Origin of the sequence: Erythrobacter sp. Dej080120_24, assembly GCF_036322605.1 — a bacterium.
GTDB lineage: Bacteria > Pseudomonadota > Alphaproteobacteria > Sphingomonadales > Sphingomonadaceae > Erythrobacter > Erythrobacter aurantius.
Genome location: NZ_AP027262.1, coordinates 2,845,566 through 2,860,227, shown reverse-complemented (window position 1 = coordinate 2,860,227; position 14,662 = coordinate 2,845,566). Strand labels below are relative to the sequence as shown.

Below are 14,662 nucleotides of genomic sequence, written 5' to 3'. Positions count from 1 at the left end.
GGGCAAAGCGCGCTATTGGCGGCAACGGCGCGCGCCCTTAGCTCAGCTGGATAGAGCACGGGACTTCTAATCCTGAGGTCGTAGGTTCGACTCCTACAGGGCGCGCCAACTTCCTGCCTTGCTATTATCCCCGTGCGACAGTTTCCAGCAATTCGGCGGTGATGGGATAGCCCGCGTCTTCCATGATCGTGAGCATGGGCTGTCCGCTGCTGGTGTCGATTTGCGGCACGATCGTTTTCACGGGGATCGCCTCCGCCTGAGCGCGTGCTTCGTCGAAACTGGCGAACAGGGCGAGCCGTTCAAGGTTTCGGCGCGTGGGGAAAATCAATTTGATCTCACCCCGGTCAGCGGCATCGAGCGCGCCTTGCGCACTGGTCCAGAACAGATGGGTGTTTTCCGAATTGTCGATCGAAACATCCACCGCGCCAGTGCCCAGATTGGCGAGGTAGAAGCGCGTGTCGTAAACCCGCGGGATGTTCTCGTTCTTGGGGAACCAACGGGCAAAAGGCGTGATCTGTTCAAGATCGAGCGACCAGTCGAACGCGTCGAGAACCGGGGCAAGTTCGTTGCGTTCTTCAAGCATGGTCCGCGCCTTGGCCGCGCTTGCGGCATCGATCTTGCCTTTCAAACCCAGCGCGAGCCCGGTTTCCTCAAGCGTTTCACGGATCGCGGCAATCTGGTGCGCGGCCTCTTCGGTGGTGAGGGTAATCGTCCCCGCATCCACAAGCGCTTCAGCCATGGCGAAGTCCGAAGGGTCCACCCTGCCACCCGGGAACACCGCCATCCCGCCGGCAAAAGCCATTGTGCGCGAACGGATCGTCATCAAGACCTGCGGCGCGCCGCCATCGGGGCAGTTGCGAAAGATGATGATGGTGGCTGCGGGAATACCTTCGGATGATTTGCCCGCGGTCTTGTCGAAATCGGTGCCCATAGGCCGAGTGATGGCGCTCAAACCCCGACTTGCCAAGTCTTGCGATCATGTCTGTCGGTATATCTTACATTTCGGATCATGGTTAATCGGCGTCAACCATCTAACCATCTGAAATTATTGGACGTCGCAGTTTTGGCACGGGAGCTGCATATTGAATGGCGAAGCAAGTGGTCTTCGAAACGAGGTGAGGCCTTCCTGGTCTCTGGGTCTTACCTCCCCGTGTAAAAAGAGCCGCCTCGCCTGGTACAGCGAGGCGGCTTCTTTTTTGTCCGGTGCGCTTTGGCGCCCAGGCGAATCCGCGATCAGCCTTCGATACGGGCGATCTGCTTTTCTTCCATAAGCTGCTGAAGCTCGCCGGCTTCGAACATCTCTTTCATGATGTCGCTTCCGCCGATGAATTCGCCTTTGACATACAGCTGCGGAATGGTCGGCCAGTCGGAATAGGCCTTGATGCCCTGGCGGATTTCCATGTCCTGCAGCACATCGACGCTTTCGTAGGCAACGCCGCAATGATCGAGGATATTCACCGCGAGGTTCGAAAAACCGCACTGCGGGAACAGCGGCGTGCCTTTCATGAACAGCACGACGTCGTTTTCGCCCACAAGGCTCGCAATACGGGTGTTGGTGTCGGTATCAGCCATGGTTCGGCCCTTTGATTGGGATGTCTTGAGATTGACGGTTACGTGGGAATAACCGTGGTGACTTGCAAGGCGTGAAGTTCGCCGCCCATCTTCTCACCTATGGCGGCGTAAACCATCTTGTGCTGCTGCACCCGGTTTTTCCCTGCAAACTGGCTTGAAGTAACGGTTACGGCCCAGTGATTGTCATCCCCTGCAAGGTCGCGCAGTTCCACAATCGCGTCGGGAAACGCCCCGCGAATGGCGGCTTCGATATCGGCTCCTGCCATCGGCATGGGCGTGTTCCCTCAGATCTGGCTCATGAACTGGCGCTTGGCCTCAACCGCCATCTCGTCGAGCTTGGCGCGAATGTCGGCCTCGGAAACATTGGTTTCCGCAGCGGTCAGATCACCCAGCAGCTTGCGGATCACGTCTTCGTCACCGGCTTCTTCGAAATCCGCCTGAACGACCGATTTCTTATACGCTTCGGTTTCCTCCGGAGTCAGGCCCATGACCCCTGCTGCCCATTCGCCCAGCAGGCGATTGCGGCGCGCAGCAATCTTGAACGCGGTTTCTTCGTCGAGTGCGAACTTTGCCTCTTCAGCGCGTTCGCGATCCTTGAAATCTGTCATCGGTTTCCCTCCGTGAGAACGTCTATTCGAGATAGGGTTGCGTCCGTCTGGCGGCAAGCGCTTGATGCCGCAGTCTGAAAGCTATTGCCCCGAGTTTATTGCATCGTCACCACAAGCTTGCCGACAGCCTCGCGGTTTTCGAGCTTGGCGATGGCTTCGCCCGCGCGTTCGAGCGGGAAGGTCTCAGACACCAGCGGATCGATCTTGCCTTCCTTCATCAGGTCGAAAAGCTCTTCGACCTGAGCGCGGAACTTGACGGGCTCGCGGGCGGTGAACGCCCCCCAGAACACGCCGCAAATGTCGCAGCTCTTGAGCAGGGTTAGGTTGAGCGGCATCTTCGCGATCCCGGCCGGGAAACCGACCACCAGGAAACGGCCCTCCCATGCGATCGCGCGCAGGGCCGGTTCGGAATACTGGCCGCCCACGATGTCGTAGACAATGTTGGCGCCGGTCGGTCCGCAGGCTTGCTTGAACTTGTTCGCCAGCTCTTTCGATGCGTCCTTGTCCATCTGCTCGCGCGGGTAAATCACGACTTCGTCAGCGCCCGCCTTGCGCGCGACTTCGCCCTTCGCCTCGCTTGAAACCGCAGCGACAACGCGGGCACCGAACGCCTTGGCAAGCTCCACAGCCGACAGGCCTACGCCGCCTGCCGCGCCGAGCACCAGCACGACATCGCCGGGCTTGATATGGCCGCGATCCTTCAGGCCGTGGATTGTCGTGCCGTAGGTCATCAGCAGCGACGCCGCCTTTTCGAACGGCACACCGTCGGGAACAGGGAACATGCGGCCGGCCGGAACGATCGCCTTTTCGACAAGGCCGCCATTGCCGATCCCGGCCATGACATGATCGCCCACGGAAACGCCTTCAACGCCTTCGCCAACAGCCTCGACCACGCCGGCGATCTCGCCGCCGGGGGAATAAGGGCGTTCGGGCTTGAACTGGTAGAGATCGCGGATCATCAGAGTGTCAGGATAATTGATCGCGCAGGCCTTTACCGCCACCAGCACTTCACCCTTTCCGGGGGTAGGCGCGTCGATTTCATCAAGCGTCAGCGTTTCGGGTCCGCCGACCTGATGCGTGCGGATGGCTTTCATGGTTCTCTCCCTCAAATTTGTGTGCCGGCAGTCAGCCAGCTTTGCGCCGCGCTGCGACGGCTTTCGTATTGCGTGATCGCTTCCTGCCGCTCCAGCGTCAGCGCGATTTCATCAAGCCCGCCCATCAGGCAATGCTTGCGGAACGGATCGATGTCGAAGCTGAAGCGATCCTGAAACGGAGTGGTCACGCTCTGGGTCTCCAGATCGATGTCGATCTCATGACCTTCGCGGGCAACCTCCAGCAAGCGATTAACCGCAGCCTGCGGCAGCACGATCGGCAGGATACCGTTCTTCACCGCGTTGCCCGAGAAGATGTCGGAATAGCTGGGAGCAATCACAGCGCGAACGCCAAGGTCAAGCAAGGCCCAGGCGGCGTGTTCACGGCTCGATCCGCAGCCGAAGTTGTCACCTGCTATCAGGATCGGCGAGCCCTTATACGCGGGATCGTCAAACACGTTGTCGGGCGCAGCACGGATCGCTTCAAAAGCGCCTTCGCCCAGACCTTCACGGGTGGTGGTCTTCAGCCATTTGGCCGGGATGATGATGTCGGTGTCGACATTCTTGGCGCCGAAAGGGATGGCGCGGCCGGTGACCCGCGAGATTGCTTCCATCGTCTGGTATCCTCAATCCGTTTCAGGAGGCTCGCCCGAAGGAGCAGTGCCTGACTGGCCGGGGCCATTGGAAGTGTCATCGGGCTTTTTCAGGAAACGCTTCCCTGCATACAGCAGCGCCGCAGCGACAGCAGCGGAACCGATTGTGGCTGCAGCGCCGATTGCGGCATTGCGTGCGGTGCTAGACTTCTGGCTTTTGTCGGGGGTCTTGTCAGTCATGGATTTCTCATGCGCCTGCGCGGCGGGGGTTTCAAGGGTGAGGGGCTGTGCGCATCGGCAAATTGTGGATCAGGCCAGCTCGCGAACATCGGCAAGGCGGCCTGTCACCGCCGCTGCTGCCGCCATTGCGGGCGAGACCAGATGCGTGCGCGCGCCCGGACCCTGACGACCGACGAAATTGCGGTTGCTTGTCGAGGCGCAGCGTTCTCCGGCCGGGACCTTGTCCGGGTTCATTCCGAGGCAGGCCGAACAGCCCGGTTCGCGCCATTCGAAACCGGCTTCGACGAAGATCTTGTCGAGCCCCTCTTCCTCGGCCTGTCGCTTGACGAGGCCAGACCCAGGGACAACAATCGCCCAGCGCACGTTATCCGCCTTTGAACGCCCCTTGAGCACCTCTGCGGCTGCTCTCAGGTCCTCTATGCGGCTGTTGGTGCAACTGCCGATGAATACGTTCTCGATCGGCACCTGCGTCATTGGCGTGCCCGGTTCGAGGCCCATGTAATCAAGGCTCTTGGCCGCTGCAGCACGCTTCGATTCATCCGCAAAGCTATCGGGCGAAGGGACGACACCGCTTATCGGCACCACGTCTTCGGGGCTGGTGCCCCAGGTGACTGTGGGGGCGATATCGGCCGCGTCGATCACCACCGATTTGTCGAACTGCGCGCCCGGATCGGTGTGGAGCGTCTTCCAATAAGCGACCGCGTGATCCCAGTCTGCGCCCTTGGGTGCCATCGGGCGGCCCTTGAGATAGGCGAAGGTCGTTTTGTCGGGGGCGACCAGTCCTGCTCGGGCGCCTGCCTCGATGGTCATGTTGCACACGGTCAGCCGCTGTTCGATGCTCATCGCTTCGAACACCGCGCCGCGATATTCGATTACGTGACCGGTGCCGCCAGCCGCGCCGATCACCCCGATGATGTGGAGGATCAGGTCCTTCGCGGTAACGCCGGGGCCTAGTTGCCCTTCGACCCGGACTTCCATCGACTTCGATTGTTGCAGCAGCAGTGTCTGGGTTGCCAGTACGTGTTCGACTTCGCTGGTGCCGATCCCGAAGGCGAGAGCGCCAAGACCTCCGTGGCTGGCGGTGTGCGAGTCTCCGCAGACGATGGTGGTGCCGGGCAGGGAGAAGCCCTGTTCCGGGCCGACCACATGGACGATGCCCTGTTCCGCGTCGGCATCGCCGATGTAGCGGATGCCGAATTCAGGCGCGTTCTTTTCGAGCGCTGCGAGCTGCGCCGCGCTTTGCGGATCGTCGATCGGAATGCGATCGCCGGCTGCATCCCGCCGTGCGGTGGTCGGCAGGTTGTGATCGGGCACCGCCAATGTGAGCTCCGGACGACGCACCTTGCGGCCGGCAAGTCGAAGCGCTTCGAATGCCTGCGGGCTTGTCACCTCATGGACGAGGTGCCGGTCGATATAGACGATGGCGGTTCCGTCATCGCGGGTTTCGACGACGTGATCGTCCCAGATTTTCTCATAAAGTGTGCGCGGGCGGCTCGACATGACGCGTTCTTCCTAGGGGTTGGGGGGTCCGATTAGCGATGCTTGCGCCACACTGGCAAGGTTTGGGTTGATCATGATCAACTTTGTGATGGAAATGACCTCGTTTTGCGGCTAACTTACATTTATGTCAGCAAGGCCCTTCAGCTTCCCGATTACCGTTGCCCCTGAAGACATCGACTTCATGGGCCATGTCAACAATGCGCGCTACCTCAACTGGGTGCAGGATGCGGTGCTGGCGCACTGGAACAAGATCGCCCCGGCCGAAGAGGTGGCGCAAAAGGCGTGGGTCGCGCTCAAGCACGAGATCACCTATCGCAAACCCGCCTTCCTCGAAGACGATGTGATCGCGCGGACTGTGCTGGAAAGCTACAACGGCGCGCGCGCCTTCTATCACACCGTGATCCACCGGGGCGAGGACGTGCTGGCCGAAGTCCGGTCAAGCTGGTGCTGCATCGACGCGAGGACATTGCGCCCCGCGCGCATCGGCGAACACTTGCGCGAGTTCTTCTTCCCCGATCAGGATTGAGCAGGCTAGCGATTGCCACCGCCTGACAAGCCTATATACGCAGCCATATGCCTCCTTCGAGCGTACCTGCTGACATGACTGCCAACCGGCTTACCCTTCCATCCGCTTCCATGCAGGGTGCGATCGGATTGGCGCTTGCCGCGGCGATTGCGGGAAGCTGGCTGGGCATCCATGCCTATGCCATGTTCGTGTTCGAGCTGACATGGTCGAACCTGCCGTTGGCGGTCGCGATGGCGGCGGTGCAGTGCTGGCTTTCCGTCGGCGTGTTTATCGTCTGCCATGATGCGATGCACGGGACGCTGGTGCCGGGAAAGCCGCGGCTCAACGCCGCCATCGCCGCGCCGCTGTTGTTCCTCTACGCGGGCTTCCGCTGGAGCGTCTTGCGCGATGCACACCATACGCATCACCGGCTGGCGGGAAGGCCCGGCGATCCCGATTTTGACGAGGATCACCCCGCGAATTTCCGGCAATGGTACTGGACCTTCTTCAAACGCTATTTCGGCTGGCAGTCGCTGGTGTTCGTGCATGCCGTGGTCGGGGTCTATTGGCTGATCCTCGGCATTCCGATGGTCCAGATCGTGCTGCTGTACGGAGCGCCCGCGCTGCTGTCTTCGCTCCAGCTGTTCTACTTCGGCACCTACCGTCCGCATCATCATGCGCCTGGGGAGCCGTTTCCGGACGATCACAATGCCCGCACCAACGGCTTTGGTACTATTGCAAGTCTCGCAACCTGCTTCCATTTCGGCTATCACCTTGAGCATCATCGGCGGCCCGATGTGCCGTGGTGGGCGCTGCCCGCTGCGAAGCGCGCCGGGATTGCCGAGCAAAGTGGCCCGATCGATACGGAAGGGAGGATCGTTGCATGAGCTGGCTTGAAGCGGGAGCGATCGTCCTTGCCTCCGTGATCGGCATGGAGCTGTGGGCGTGGTATGCGCACAAGTACATCATGCACGGCTGGGGCTGGGGCTGGCACCGCGACCATCACGAACCGCACGACAACACTTTCGAGAAGAACGACCTGTTCGCCGTTGTGTTCGGCCTGATCTGCACGGCCATGTACATCTTCGGCTCGCTCTATTGGGAATGGCTGTGGTGGGCCGCTGTCGGCGTGTCGATCTACGGCGTGATCTACACGCTGATCCACGACGGGCTGGTGCATCAGCGCTATTTCCGCTGGGTGCCCAAGAAAGGCTATGCCAAGCGGCTGGTACAGGCGCACAAGCTGCATCATGCCACCATCGGCAAGGAAGGCGGGGTCAGCTTCGGATTTGTCTTCGCACGCGATCCGCAAGTGCTGAAGGCCGAACTGCGCGAACAGGCCAAGACCGGTGTGGCCAAGGTGCGAGATAGCGCCGGGGCCTGATTTGCCAAGGCCGATGGAACACCCAAAGGGGTGTTTTGAAAATATCCGGCCATCCCGAAAATCGAATTCACACAATGACTTGTCGGAGAAAGCACACGCCAAGGTGTGACTTTCCGCAAGCCAGGAACCGATGCCGCCACTGCACCGGGAAAATGACGACGATCAGAAAGAGCCGGTGCGATCATAACGCGCCCGGCTACGAGTAGGAAAACGCTCTATTCGTTGCGTGTCGCGATCCAGCCGCCGATCACCACCAGCACCGCCACCGAAATCCACACCCAGGGATGGCCCAGCGTCACCCATGTAAAGCCCACACCCGCCACCAGAGTCGCAATTGCGGCGACCTTGGCGCGGCGCGGGATTGCCCGGCGTTCGCGCCAGTCGCGCACCTGCGGCCCCCATACGGGATGTTCGAGAATGCGGCGCTCCCATTCGGGATTGCTGCGTGCGAAGCAGAATGCAGCCAGCAGCAGGAACGGGACAGTCGGCAACAACGGCAGCACCGCGCCCACCGCGCCCAAGGCGACAAACAGGATCCCGGCGGCAAGATAGAGCCGCCGCATGGGATCAGTTCCCCGCTATCCGGGCGGCGTGTTCCTGCACCAGCGCGATCATGTTGGGGACGCCCTGCGTGCGATTGCTCGACAACTGGTTCTTGAGGTCGAACGGAGCAAGCGCGCCCGTCACATCCATCGCTGCCACTTCGCTGGCAGGCTTGTCCTGAACCGCGGCGATCACCAACGCGACGATCCCCTTGGTGATGGCGGCGTTGCTGTCGGCGAGGAAATGCAGGCGCTGTTCGTTTTGGGCGGTCTGTTCGGTGGGATAGACCCACACCGCCGCCGAACACCCGCGCACCAGAGTCGCATCGGTTTTCAGCGCATCGGGCATGGGTTCCAGTTCCCGGCCCAGTTCGATCAGCAGCGAATAGCGTTCGTCGCCTTCGAGAAATTCGTATTCTTCAAGGATGTCATCGAGGGTTCGCATGGCCGCGCATGTAAGGGCAGGGCGGGCCGAAGGGAAGGGGGCTGGGGATTGCGCCCTACAGCTCCACCCCGGCGGCGATCGCTTCGAGCTTCTTGATCCGCTCTTTCATGTCGGCCAGTTCGATCCGGGCCGCGCCAACACCCGCGCCGCCTTCGATTTCGGCGCCGCCGCCGCGTCCGACACGCTCAAGCTCCTGCCGCTTGAGTTCGAGCCAGCCCTGCCACGCCTGCAGCAGGACATAGGCAACCACGCACACGGCGAAAAGGCAGGTGGCGGCAATAACAAGAGTGGGGTCCATCATCATTGGCTCTGCTCCTTATCCGGAGATGCAAGAGATTGCCCGATAGAGGGTTCTTCCGGGCCTCTTAGCGCTTCGATTTCGGCGGCGATGCGGGCGCGTTCGCGGGCATCGGGGGTGTTGTTGTCAGTGGCGATGCGTTCGAGCACGTGCAGGCGCTCGCGCAATTGTTCGATCTCGCGCCGGGTTTCCTCGATCTCGGCGCGCGAGGCGGCGTCTTCGCGGTGGCCGATATAGCTTTCATTACCGGATTCGTCGGTGATGATTCCGGCGCGCGCTTTGGAAAGCTGCACCACACCCCAGACGACGATGGCGACGATGGCGATAACGGTCCAGTTCATCAACCGTGCTCCTGTTCCTTCGTGCGGGTTGCGCGTTCGTCACGCAGCGCTTCGATTTCGTCGGCCAGCAAGGCGCCGCGATCTGTGGCGAGCCGTTCAAGCACTCGCAGACGGTCTTCGATCAGATCGGTGCGGTCGGCGATTTCGCGCGATCGCGGGCTGCCACCGGCAAGGTGCGCACGCTGTTCGCGCTTGTAATCGAGCACCTTGGCCACGATCGCGTTGATCCCGATGAAGCTGATGCCGGTAATGGTGATGATCATGATCACCACGAGCAGGAAATCGGGGTCCATTACGCGGTTCCTTCATCCTTGCGGTGTTGCAGCGCGCGGTCGCGGAGAGCATCGATCTCCGATGTGAGCTGGAACCCGCTGTCGGTGACGATGCGTTCGACATTGATCAGGCGATCCTTCACCGATCCCAGTTCGGCCCGCAGTTCGGCGTTTTCCTGGGTCAAAAGGCTGATGCGCTGCTTTGCTTCGTGATCGGTCGAAGGCTTCAGGGCCTGGCCCCATGCACCATCCAGCGGGTATCCGTGCTGGATGCGCAGGCGGGTGGTGTAAACCCAGCCGAAGATGCCGGCCCCGCCGATGGCGAGAGCGCCGCCGATGATCCAGGGCAGGTGGGGGATGATGATGGCTGCTGCATCGGGGCTCACGACTGGTTTTCCTTCTTTCCAAGGTTGAGGGGGACGCCGCTATCGGCGGATTTTGTGGGTGTATCGCGCAGGGCCTCGATTTCCTCGGCCAGTGAATAGCCGCGATCGGTGACGATCTTTTCGAGCACGATCATCCGATCCTGCATCGCGTCGATCTTGTCGTGCAGTTCGCGGTTTTCGGCTTTCAGCCGCTGGGCTTCGGCAGTGTCGGGTTTCTCGGTGAAACCGCCGAATTCATCTTCCAGCGCATAGCCATGCTTGGCGCGGATCCAGTTGTTCAGGATCCATGCGCCATAGGATACAGCGATGATCGCGATTACGAATTGCGGCCCGCCCCAATCCATCATGCTTGCTCCTTGCTGGCGATATTGAGCGGCACGCCGTTGCCCGAATCTTCAACCTTGCGGGTGTCGCGCAGCGCTTCGATCTGGGTGGCGATGTCGTATCCGCCATCGGTGACAATCCGTTCAAGCACCTGCACCCGGTCTTCGAGCCGCTGGATTTGCGACGCGTATTGCGCCGCCTTTTCCGCGGTGTGCCGGGCCGTGGAATCGGCCTGAAGCTCTGCCATCTTCTGCTGATGCTTGGTCCAGATCGCGACGATCGGGATCATCACGCCGATTATGGGAATGAGAATTGCAATTTGGCCGATGTCCATGGTGCGTCCCCTGTATTTGTGTCTGCGGCTTTAGCGCAGCTGTTCGATTTCTGCCGTCAGGCGCGGGTTGTTGCTGACGTAGTAAGTTTCAACGTCGGCAAGGCGGCGGTCGATGTCGCGGAAGCGCGCGCGGATTTCGCGGGCGGTGCGCTTCGGGCTCTGCCGGACGCGCTGCCAGTACTGCTCTTCCTGCGTATCGCGGTAGAGGTGCGGCGGCTTCTTCTTGAGGATGATGCCGGCGGCGATGTATCCCGGAATGGTGAGCCATGCGAGGCTTGCCAGCGTCGCAACAACCATGCCGATGCGGATCCACGCGACATCCACTCCGGTGTATTCGGAGATGCCCGAACACACGCCCATCAGCTTGGCATTGTGGCTGTCACGGTAAAGCGTCGTGCGGGGGCTGTTCATGCGCGGGTTCCTTTCTTTTCGGCGATCAGCTGTTCGAGTTCACGCAGCTGCTGGTTGTCGGTTTCCTGGTCGGCTTGCAGGCGCTTGACCGGGTGGAAATCGGGATCGTCGGTGGCGACGAGGCGCTCGACCGTGTCCATCCGTTCATCCAGCCGCTTGGCGAGGTTGTAGAGTTCCTCCAGCAGCACTTCGTCATCTGTGGTGATGGTCGCAGCGGTCTTCCACTTGGTGACATAGTGGAGGATGAGCCACGGCAGGCCGATGAGTACGGCGGGAATGATGATGATCTCTTCCATGGCGTCTTACCCCTCTTTCGCGTCGGGCTTGCCGAGCGCTTTCTTCATTGCTGCAAGTTCATCGTCGATCGCGTCCTGCCCTTCGAGCGCGGCGATTTCGTCGGCGAGCGAAGGCGTGCCCTTTTCACCGATCGAAATCGCATCGGCGCGGCCTTCGGCGTAATCTACGCGGCGTTCGAGCTGGTCGAACCGGGCGAGCGCCTCGTCAGTGCGTTCGGTGCTCATCAGCGTGCGCAGCTTGACGCGGTTTTCCGCGCTTTCGAGGCGGGCGGCGATCTGCGTCTGGCGGCTGCGGGCTTCGCGCAGGCGGTGCTGCAATTTGGCGATGTCGTCCTCATAGGCGCGCAGCGCGTCGTCGAGCACGGCGATTTCCTGCTTGAGCTGATCGCCCATGTCGCCGGCCTTCTTCTTTTCGACCAGAGCGGCGCGGGCCAGGTCTTCGCGGTCTTTCGACAGCGCAAGCTGTGCCTTGTCGGCCCAGTCGGCCTGAAGCTTGTCGAGCTTCATGACATGGCGGCGCATTTCCTTCTGATCGGCAATCGTGCGTGCCGCGCTTGCCCGGACTTCAACCAGCGTCTCCTCCATTTCGAGGATGATCATGCGGATCATCTTCGAAGGGTCGTCCGCATTATCCAGCAGATCGTTGAAGTTCGCGGCAATGATGTCACGGGTGCGGCTGAAAATGCCCATAAAGGCTACTCCATCTAGGAACGGGTTGGTGCTTTGGCGCTGCGAGTCTTCACCCTTGTCGCCTCGGCCGTAATTCTGCGTCGGAGTGGGGCTGCGGCGCAAGGCTTCGATTTCGGCATCGAGCCGCGACAGCGCGCCCTTGGCGACGGCTTTGGCAGAGGATTGGGCCGGAGCGCTGCCGCCGGAGCCGTCGCGCGTCGGGGAAAGCGCGTCGCTCGCCTTGGCGGCATTCGCGGGGGGAGTGGTGCGCTCCGGCCCGAAGGGGATGTCGTCTCGCTTGCTCAAGGCAAGTCTCAAGCCAGCTCAACCAGCATGATGCTGTCGCCCTGCGGCTGCGCGATCTGCGCATCCTGCGAAGTCAGCGTCATCTGGGTGGTGAGCGCGATCATCGCGGTCATCGCGAACACGCTGGCAAGCGAAGCCTGGCCCAGCTTGGTGTTGAAGAAAGCGCGGTTGTACATGGTCTTGGCCTCCGAAAGAGTGTGACTGAAACTGTTGCTCCAATCTCTGCAACCGCCGTGCCAAAACCGAAAAACCGCGGAAATCCGGCCAAAATGCGTGACAATCCGATGAACGACTTGGCGGCTATTGCCAACCCTTGGGATTTTTCACTATATCTTAGCCGGAAAGGAGTTCGGGTTGGAGCGCGAGAACCAGTTTATCGGCCAGTCCGGCGCCTTCCTCGACGCGGTGGAACGCGCCAGCCGCGCCGCACCCATGAGCCGCCCGGTGCTGGTGATCGGCGAACGCGGAACCGGCAAGGAACTGATCGCCGAACGTCTTCACCGCCTCTCCAACCGCTGGGACGCGCCGCTTGTCACCATGAACTGCGCGGCCTTGCCCGAAACCCTGATCGAAGCCGAATTGTTCGGCCACGAAGCGGGCGCCTTCACCGGTGCTACCAAAGCGCGAGCCGGAAGGTTCGAGGAAGCCGACAGGGGCACGTTGTTCCTCGACGAACTGGGCACCTTGTCGATGGGCGCGCAAGAACGGCTGTTGAGGGCGGTCGAATACGGCGAGGTGACGCGCATCGGATCATCGCGCCCGATCCGGGTTGATGTGCGGATCGTCGCGGCCACCAATGACGATTTGCCCGCTCTAGCCGAAAGCGGAGAATTCCGCGCCGACCTGCTCGACCGGCTAAGCTTTGAAGTGATCACCCTGCCGCCGCTGCGTGTGCGCGAAGGTGATGTCGGCGTTCTGGCCGAATATTTCGCGCGGCGCATGGCGGCTGAACTCGACTGGCACCGCTGGCCCGGATTTGCTCCGCATGTGATGGAGCAGCTCGAAAACTACGAATGGCCCGGCAACGTCCGCGAATTGCGCAATGTCGTGGAGCGCGCCGTCTATCGCTGGGACAATCCCGACATGGCTGTCGCCCATGTCCAGTTCGATCCGTTCGAAAGCCCGTGGAAGCCGCTGACGCCCAATCATCGGCGAGCAGACAGCAAACCGCCGTTCGCGGCAAACAACAGCGGTGGGCCGCAACCCAACGGTGCGGCTCCGCCCGGTGTCGATTTCGAGCAGATCGACGATCTTCGCGCCGCCGTTGACGCGCATGAACGCGCGATTGTCGAGCATGCGCTTGGGAAACACCGTTGGAACCAGCGCCAGACGGCCAAGGCGCTGGGCCTGAGCTATGACCAGCTGCGCCACGCGATCAAGAAGCACGGCCTGATGGAAGAAGGTGAGTGATTACAGCTCGCGAGGCTGATCGGGCGTGAGCCAATAGCGTATTGGAAACACGGCAATTTTGCCCCCGAGCTTACCATTCCTTTACCACCTTCGGCCAATATGTCGCCAGAAGCTCAGGTGGTTCGATGGAACAGCAACGACTCGAGACAGCAGAACGCGCCGCTCCGCGCCTGCCCTTGTCCCTGCCCGGAACGCTTTTGGCCGTGACCGGCAACCAGAACTGCATTCTCGTGAACCTGTCGCGCACCGGTGTGCTGATCGCGCTGCCCGAACCTTTGAAGGTGGGTGCGGAGGGCTATCTGCGTTGCGGCCCGATCGATCATTTCATGGTCGTCACCCGCCAGCAAACGGGCATGAACGCGCTGTCTTTCGACATACCGGTGGACGATCATTTCGTTTTCGGGATCCGCCAGTATCAGGAAGGGCAGGCCGAACGCGAACAGGAAGAAATGATCGAAGCGGTGATGGCCTGGACGTCAGGCAAAGGCCTCCGCTAAAACTACGGTGTTAATCCCTATCCGGGCCTGAACCCATTTTTCGTGCCTCCGGTTCAAGTTGGCACGATTATGCAGTTTGACCGTGTCCCTGGGCCGACTTTAATCGACAATGACCCCGAACAGATCGTGGGTCGTCGCCATGCGCCTCGTTTGCGCTTGTCGATCCCTGCACGACTGTTGACCCTTGATGGAGCATCGCGCTGCATCCTCGTCAACTTGTCGCGTACAGGCGCTCACATCGGCCTCAAGCAACCTCTGGCTGCAGGCGCAAGAGCGATCCTGCAGGTTGATGGCATCGACAGTTTCGGCGTCGTGACGCGCTGCGACATCGGCCCGAATGGCGGTTCGAACGGTTTCGAATTCGAAGATCCTCTAAGCGATGCGGAAGTCCTGGCCATGCGACAATACGCCGAGGGTCTGGAAAGATATGAGGAGGCGCGCCTGCGCCGCCAAGCTGAAGCTTGGGTCGAAGGAAAGATCTAGCCGGCCCCATATCTTTGCGCCGGGTGCGCAGAAGGCTTGCCAAACCCGCGCACTGCGCCTATCTGCGCTGACATCCCGACATCGTCGTGACTTTGAAGGGGCTGGCGCCACTTGGGGCCGGCACCAAAGGCCATTGTCACAAACCTTGTCACTCA

26 protein-coding genes and 1 tRNA gene are annotated in these 14,662 nt (G+C 61.0%); 7 read left to right on the top strand and 20 right to left on the bottom strand.

The window, feature by feature from the left end; genetic code table 11:
- Positions 1 to 31 precede the first annotated feature (31 nt).
- A tRNA-Arg gene (locus AABA34_RS13765) sits at positions 32 to 108 on the top strand.
- A 16-nt stretch (positions 109 to 124) separates the two neighbouring features.
- On the opposite strand, the gene AABA34_RS13760 is transcribed toward AABA34_RS13765, so the two are convergent.
- The 8 genes from AABA34_RS13760 to leuC all read right to left on the bottom strand — a co-directional run bounded on the left by AABA34_RS13760 (position 125) and on the right by leuC (position 5,604).
- The gene (locus tag AABA34_RS13760) at positions 125 to 931 is read right to left on the bottom strand and encodes an NUDIX hydrolase (RefSeq protein ID WP_338304749.1); all 807 of its coding nucleotides are present in this window, start codon (positions 929 to 931) and stop codon (positions 125 to 127) included.
- Between the two features lie 302 nt (positions 932 to 1,233).
- On the bottom strand, positions 1,234 to 1,572 hold the full coding sequence (gene grxD / locus AABA34_RS13755; RefSeq protein ID WP_338303073.1) for a Grx4 family monothiol glutaredoxin: 339 nt from the start codon (positions 1,570 to 1,572) through the stop codon (positions 1,234 to 1,236).
- Between the two features lie 38 nt (positions 1,573 to 1,610).
- Positions 1,611 to 1,844 (bottom strand): BolA/IbaG family iron-sulfur metabolism protein, encoded by a 234-nt coding sequence (locus AABA34_RS13750; protein WP_034955079.1) that lies wholly within the window; start codon positions 1,842 to 1,844, stop codon positions 1,611 to 1,613.
- A 12-nt stretch (positions 1,845 to 1,856) separates the two neighbouring features.
- On the bottom strand, positions 1,857 to 2,180 hold the full coding sequence (locus tag AABA34_RS13745) for a DUF1476 domain-containing protein (RefSeq protein ID WP_252258362.1): 324 nt from the start codon (positions 2,178 to 2,180) through the stop codon (positions 1,857 to 1,859).
- Positions 2,181 to 2,275: 95 nt separating this feature from the next.
- Positions 2,276 to 3,274 carry an NADPH:quinone oxidoreductase family protein gene (locus tag AABA34_RS13740; protein WP_338303072.1) on the bottom strand — a complete coding sequence of 333 codons (999 nt, stop codon included), beginning with the start codon at positions 3,272 to 3,274 and terminating at the stop codon, positions 2,276 to 2,278.
- A gap of 11 nt (positions 3,275 to 3,285) precedes the next feature.
- Positions 3,286 to 3,885 (bottom strand): 3-isopropylmalate dehydratase small subunit, encoded by a 600-nt coding sequence (gene leuD, locus AABA34_RS13735; RefSeq protein ID WP_338303071.1) that lies wholly within the window; start codon positions 3,883 to 3,885, stop codon positions 3,286 to 3,288.
- Between the two features lie 12 nt (positions 3,886 to 3,897).
- The gene (locus AABA34_RS13730; RefSeq protein WP_338303070.1) at positions 3,898 to 4,104 is read right to left on the bottom strand and encodes an isopropylmalate isomerase; all 207 of its coding nucleotides are present in this window, start codon (positions 4,102 to 4,104) and stop codon (positions 3,898 to 3,900) included.
- A 69-nt stretch (positions 4,105 to 4,173) separates the two neighbouring features.
- On the bottom strand, positions 4,174 to 5,604 hold the full coding sequence (leuC, locus tag AABA34_RS13725) for a 3-isopropylmalate dehydratase large subunit (RefSeq protein ID WP_338303069.1): 1,431 nt from the start codon (positions 5,602 to 5,604) through the stop codon (positions 4,174 to 4,176).
- A 124-nt stretch (positions 5,605 to 5,728) separates the two neighbouring features.
- Between leuC and AABA34_RS13720 the strand changes: the two genes are divergently transcribed.
- The 3 genes from AABA34_RS13720 to AABA34_RS13710 all read left to right on the top strand — a co-directional run bounded on the left by AABA34_RS13720 (position 5,729) and on the right by AABA34_RS13710 (position 7,493).
- A complete protein-coding gene (locus AABA34_RS13720; protein ID WP_034955071.1) occupies positions 5,729 to 6,130 on the top strand; it encodes an acyl-CoA thioesterase in 402 nt (133 codons plus the stop codon).
- A gap of 74 nt (positions 6,131 to 6,204) precedes the next feature.
- Positions 6,205 to 6,996, top strand: coding sequence for a fatty acid desaturase (locus AABA34_RS13715; protein WP_338303068.1), 792 nt, complete (start codon positions 6,205 to 6,207; stop codon positions 6,994 to 6,996).
- Positions 6,993 to 7,493: a sterol desaturase family protein gene (locus tag AABA34_RS13710; protein ID WP_338303067.1), complete on the top strand. Its 501-nt coding sequence runs from the start codon at positions 6,993 to 6,995 to the stop codon at positions 7,491 to 7,493. The genes AABA34_RS13715 and AABA34_RS13710 overlap by 4 nt, the downstream gene beginning before the upstream one ends.
- Before the next feature lie 215 nt (positions 7,494 to 7,708).
- Here the strand turns inward: AABA34_RS13710 and AABA34_RS13705 are convergent, their stop codons facing one another.
- The 12 genes from AABA34_RS13705 to AABA34_RS13650 all read right to left on the bottom strand — a co-directional run bounded on the left by AABA34_RS13705 (position 7,709) and on the right by AABA34_RS13650 (position 12,293).
- Positions 7,709 to 8,056, bottom strand: coding sequence for a YbaN family protein (locus tag AABA34_RS13705; protein WP_338303066.1), 348 nt, complete (start codon positions 8,054 to 8,056; stop codon positions 7,709 to 7,711).
- Between the two features lie 4 nt (positions 8,057 to 8,060).
- Positions 8,061 to 8,480, bottom strand: a complete 420-nt coding sequence (locus tag AABA34_RS13700) for a SufE family protein (RefSeq protein ID WP_338303065.1) — start codon at positions 8,478 to 8,480, stop codon at positions 8,061 to 8,063.
- Positions 8,481 to 8,535: 55 nt separating this feature from the next.
- Positions 8,536 to 8,781: a hypothetical protein gene (locus AABA34_RS13695; protein ID WP_338304748.1), complete on the bottom strand. Its 246-nt coding sequence runs from the start codon at positions 8,779 to 8,781 to the stop codon at positions 8,536 to 8,538.
- On the bottom strand, positions 8,781 to 9,119 hold the full coding sequence (locus AABA34_RS13690; RefSeq protein WP_338303064.1) for a hypothetical protein: 339 nt from the start codon (positions 9,117 to 9,119) through the stop codon (positions 8,781 to 8,783). The genes AABA34_RS13695 and AABA34_RS13690 overlap by 1 nt, the downstream gene beginning before the upstream one ends.
- A complete protein-coding gene (locus AABA34_RS13685; protein ID WP_338303063.1) occupies positions 9,119 to 9,412 on the bottom strand; it encodes a hypothetical protein in 294 nt (97 codons plus the stop codon). Before AABA34_RS13685 ends, AABA34_RS13690 begins: the two co-directional genes overlap by 1 nt.
- Positions 9,412 to 9,777, bottom strand: a complete 366-nt coding sequence (locus tag AABA34_RS13680; protein WP_338303062.1) for a hypothetical protein — start codon at positions 9,775 to 9,777, stop codon at positions 9,412 to 9,414. Before AABA34_RS13680 ends, AABA34_RS13685 begins: the two co-directional genes overlap by 1 nt.
- A complete protein-coding gene (locus AABA34_RS13675; RefSeq protein ID WP_338303061.1) occupies positions 9,774 to 10,124 on the bottom strand; it encodes a hypothetical protein in 351 nt (116 codons plus the stop codon). Before AABA34_RS13675 ends, AABA34_RS13680 begins: the two co-directional genes overlap by 4 nt.
- A complete protein-coding gene (locus AABA34_RS13670) occupies positions 10,121 to 10,435 on the bottom strand; it encodes a hypothetical protein (RefSeq protein ID WP_338303060.1) in 315 nt (104 codons plus the stop codon). Before AABA34_RS13670 ends, AABA34_RS13675 begins: the two co-directional genes overlap by 4 nt.
- A gap of 30 nt (positions 10,436 to 10,465) precedes the next feature.
- The gene (gene pspC, locus AABA34_RS13665; RefSeq protein WP_338303059.1) at positions 10,466 to 10,846 is read right to left on the bottom strand and encodes an envelope stress response membrane protein PspC; all 381 of its coding nucleotides are present in this window, start codon (positions 10,844 to 10,846) and stop codon (positions 10,466 to 10,468) included.
- Positions 10,843 to 11,142 carry an envelope stress response membrane protein PspB gene (pspB, locus tag AABA34_RS13660; RefSeq protein ID WP_034955060.1) on the bottom strand — a complete coding sequence of 100 codons (300 nt, stop codon included), beginning with the start codon at positions 11,140 to 11,142 and terminating at the stop codon, positions 10,843 to 10,845. Before pspB ends, pspC begins: the two co-directional genes overlap by 4 nt.
- A gap of 6 nt (positions 11,143 to 11,148) precedes the next feature.
- A complete protein-coding gene (gene pspA / locus AABA34_RS13655; RefSeq protein ID WP_034955757.1) occupies positions 11,149 to 11,964 on the bottom strand; it encodes a phage shock protein PspA in 816 nt (271 codons plus the stop codon).
- Positions 11,965 to 12,125: 161 nt separating this feature from the next.
- Positions 12,126 to 12,293, bottom strand: coding sequence for a hypothetical protein (locus tag AABA34_RS13650; RefSeq protein WP_252258346.1), 168 nt, complete (start codon positions 12,291 to 12,293; stop codon positions 12,126 to 12,128).
- A gap of 178 nt (positions 12,294 to 12,471) precedes the next feature.
- Here AABA34_RS13650 and pspF point away from each other — a divergent pair, with 178 nt between their 5' ends.
- The 3 genes from pspF (at position 12,472) to AABA34_RS13635 (ending at position 14,507) form a co-directional block, all read left to right on the top strand.
- The gene (gene pspF / locus AABA34_RS13645; RefSeq protein WP_338303058.1) at positions 12,472 to 13,527 is read left to right on the top strand and encodes a phage shock protein operon transcriptional activator; all 1,056 of its coding nucleotides are present in this window, start codon (positions 12,472 to 12,474) and stop codon (positions 13,525 to 13,527) included.
- A gap of 125 nt (positions 13,528 to 13,652) precedes the next feature.
- Positions 13,653 to 14,024 carry a PilZ domain-containing protein gene (locus AABA34_RS13640; protein WP_338303057.1) on the top strand — a complete coding sequence of 124 codons (372 nt, stop codon included), beginning with the start codon at positions 13,653 to 13,655 and terminating at the stop codon, positions 14,022 to 14,024.
- Between the two features lie 69 nt (positions 14,025 to 14,093).
- Positions 14,094 to 14,507: a PilZ domain-containing protein gene (locus AABA34_RS13635; RefSeq protein WP_338303056.1), complete on the top strand. Its 414-nt coding sequence runs from the start codon at positions 14,094 to 14,096 to the stop codon at positions 14,505 to 14,507.
- Positions 14,508 to 14,662: the final 155 nt, after the last annotated feature.

Excerpts from the sequence above, each read along its gene's own strand:
- AABA34_RS13760 (WP_338304749.1), bottom strand. The coding sequence starts at position 931 with ATGGGCACCGATTTCGACAAGACCGCGGGCAAATCATCCGAAGGTATT.
- grxD (WP_338303073.1), bottom strand. The coding sequence starts at position 1,572 with ATGGCTGATACCGACACCAACACCCGTATTGCGAGCCTTGTGGGCGAA.
- AABA34_RS13750 (WP_034955079.1), bottom strand. The coding sequence starts at position 1,844 with ATGCCGATGGCAGGAGCCGATATCGAAGCCGCCATTCGCGGGGCGTTT.
- AABA34_RS13745 (WP_252258362.1), bottom strand. The coding sequence starts at position 2,180 with ATGACAGATTTCAAGGATCGCGAACGCGCTGAAGAGGCAAAGTTCGCA.
- AABA34_RS13740 (WP_338303072.1), bottom strand. The coding sequence starts at position 3,274 with ATGAAAGCCATCCGCACGCATCAGGTCGGCGGACCCGAAACGCTGACG.
- leuD (WP_338303071.1), bottom strand. The coding sequence starts at position 3,885 with ATGGAAGCAATCTCGCGGGTCACCGGCCGCGCCATCCCTTTCGGCGCC.
- AABA34_RS13730 (WP_338303070.1), bottom strand. The coding sequence starts at position 4,104 with ATGACTGACAAGACCCCCGACAAAAGCCAGAAGTCTAGCACCGCACGC.
- leuC (WP_338303069.1), bottom strand. The coding sequence starts at position 5,604 with ATGTCGAGCCGCCCGCGCACACTTTATGAGAAAATCTGGGACGATCAC.
- AABA34_RS13720 (WP_034955071.1), top strand. The coding sequence starts at position 5,729 with ATGTCAGCAAGGCCCTTCAGCTTCCCGATTACCGTTGCCCCTGAAGAC.
- AABA34_RS13715 (WP_338303068.1), top strand. The coding sequence starts at position 6,205 with ATGACTGCCAACCGGCTTACCCTTCCATCCGCTTCCATGCAGGGTGCG.
- AABA34_RS13710 (WP_338303067.1), top strand. The coding sequence starts at position 6,993 with ATGAGCTGGCTTGAAGCGGGAGCGATCGTCCTTGCCTCCGTGATCGGC.
- AABA34_RS13705 (WP_338303066.1), bottom strand. The coding sequence starts at position 8,056 with ATGCGGCGGCTCTATCTTGCCGCCGGGATCCTGTTTGTCGCCTTGGGC.
- AABA34_RS13700 (WP_338303065.1), bottom strand. The coding sequence starts at position 8,480 with ATGCGAACCCTCGATGACATCCTTGAAGAATACGAATTTCTCGAAGGC.
- AABA34_RS13695 (WP_338304748.1), bottom strand. The coding sequence starts at position 8,781 with ATGATGGACCCCACTCTTGTTATTGCCGCCACCTGCCTTTTCGCCGTG.
- AABA34_RS13690 (WP_338303064.1), bottom strand. The coding sequence starts at position 9,119 with ATGAACTGGACCGTTATCGCCATCGTCGCCATCGTCGTCTGGGGTGTG.
- AABA34_RS13685 (WP_338303063.1), bottom strand. The coding sequence starts at position 9,412 with ATGGACCCCGATTTCCTGCTCGTGGTGATCATGATCATCACCATTACC.
- AABA34_RS13675 (WP_338303061.1), bottom strand. The coding sequence starts at position 10,124 with ATGATGGATTGGGGCGGGCCGCAATTCGTAATCGCGATCATCGCTGTA.
- AABA34_RS13670 (WP_338303060.1), bottom strand. The coding sequence starts at position 10,435 with ATGGACATCGGCCAAATTGCAATTCTCATTCCCATAATCGGCGTGATG.
- pspC (WP_338303059.1), bottom strand. The coding sequence starts at position 10,846 with ATGAACAGCCCCCGCACGACGCTTTACCGTGACAGCCACAATGCCAAG.
- pspB (WP_034955060.1), bottom strand. The coding sequence starts at position 11,142 with ATGGAAGAGATCATCATCATTCCCGCCGTACTCATCGGCCTGCCGTGG.
- AABA34_RS13650 (WP_252258346.1), bottom strand. The coding sequence starts at position 12,293 with ATGTACAACCGCGCTTTCTTCAACACCAAGCTGGGCCAGGCTTCGCTT.
- AABA34_RS13640 (WP_338303057.1), top strand. The coding sequence starts at position 13,653 with ATGGAACAGCAACGACTCGAGACAGCAGAACGCGCCGCTCCGCGCCTG.
- AABA34_RS13635 (WP_338303056.1), top strand. The coding sequence starts at position 14,094 with ATGCAGTTTGACCGTGTCCCTGGGCCGACTTTAATCGACAATGACCCC.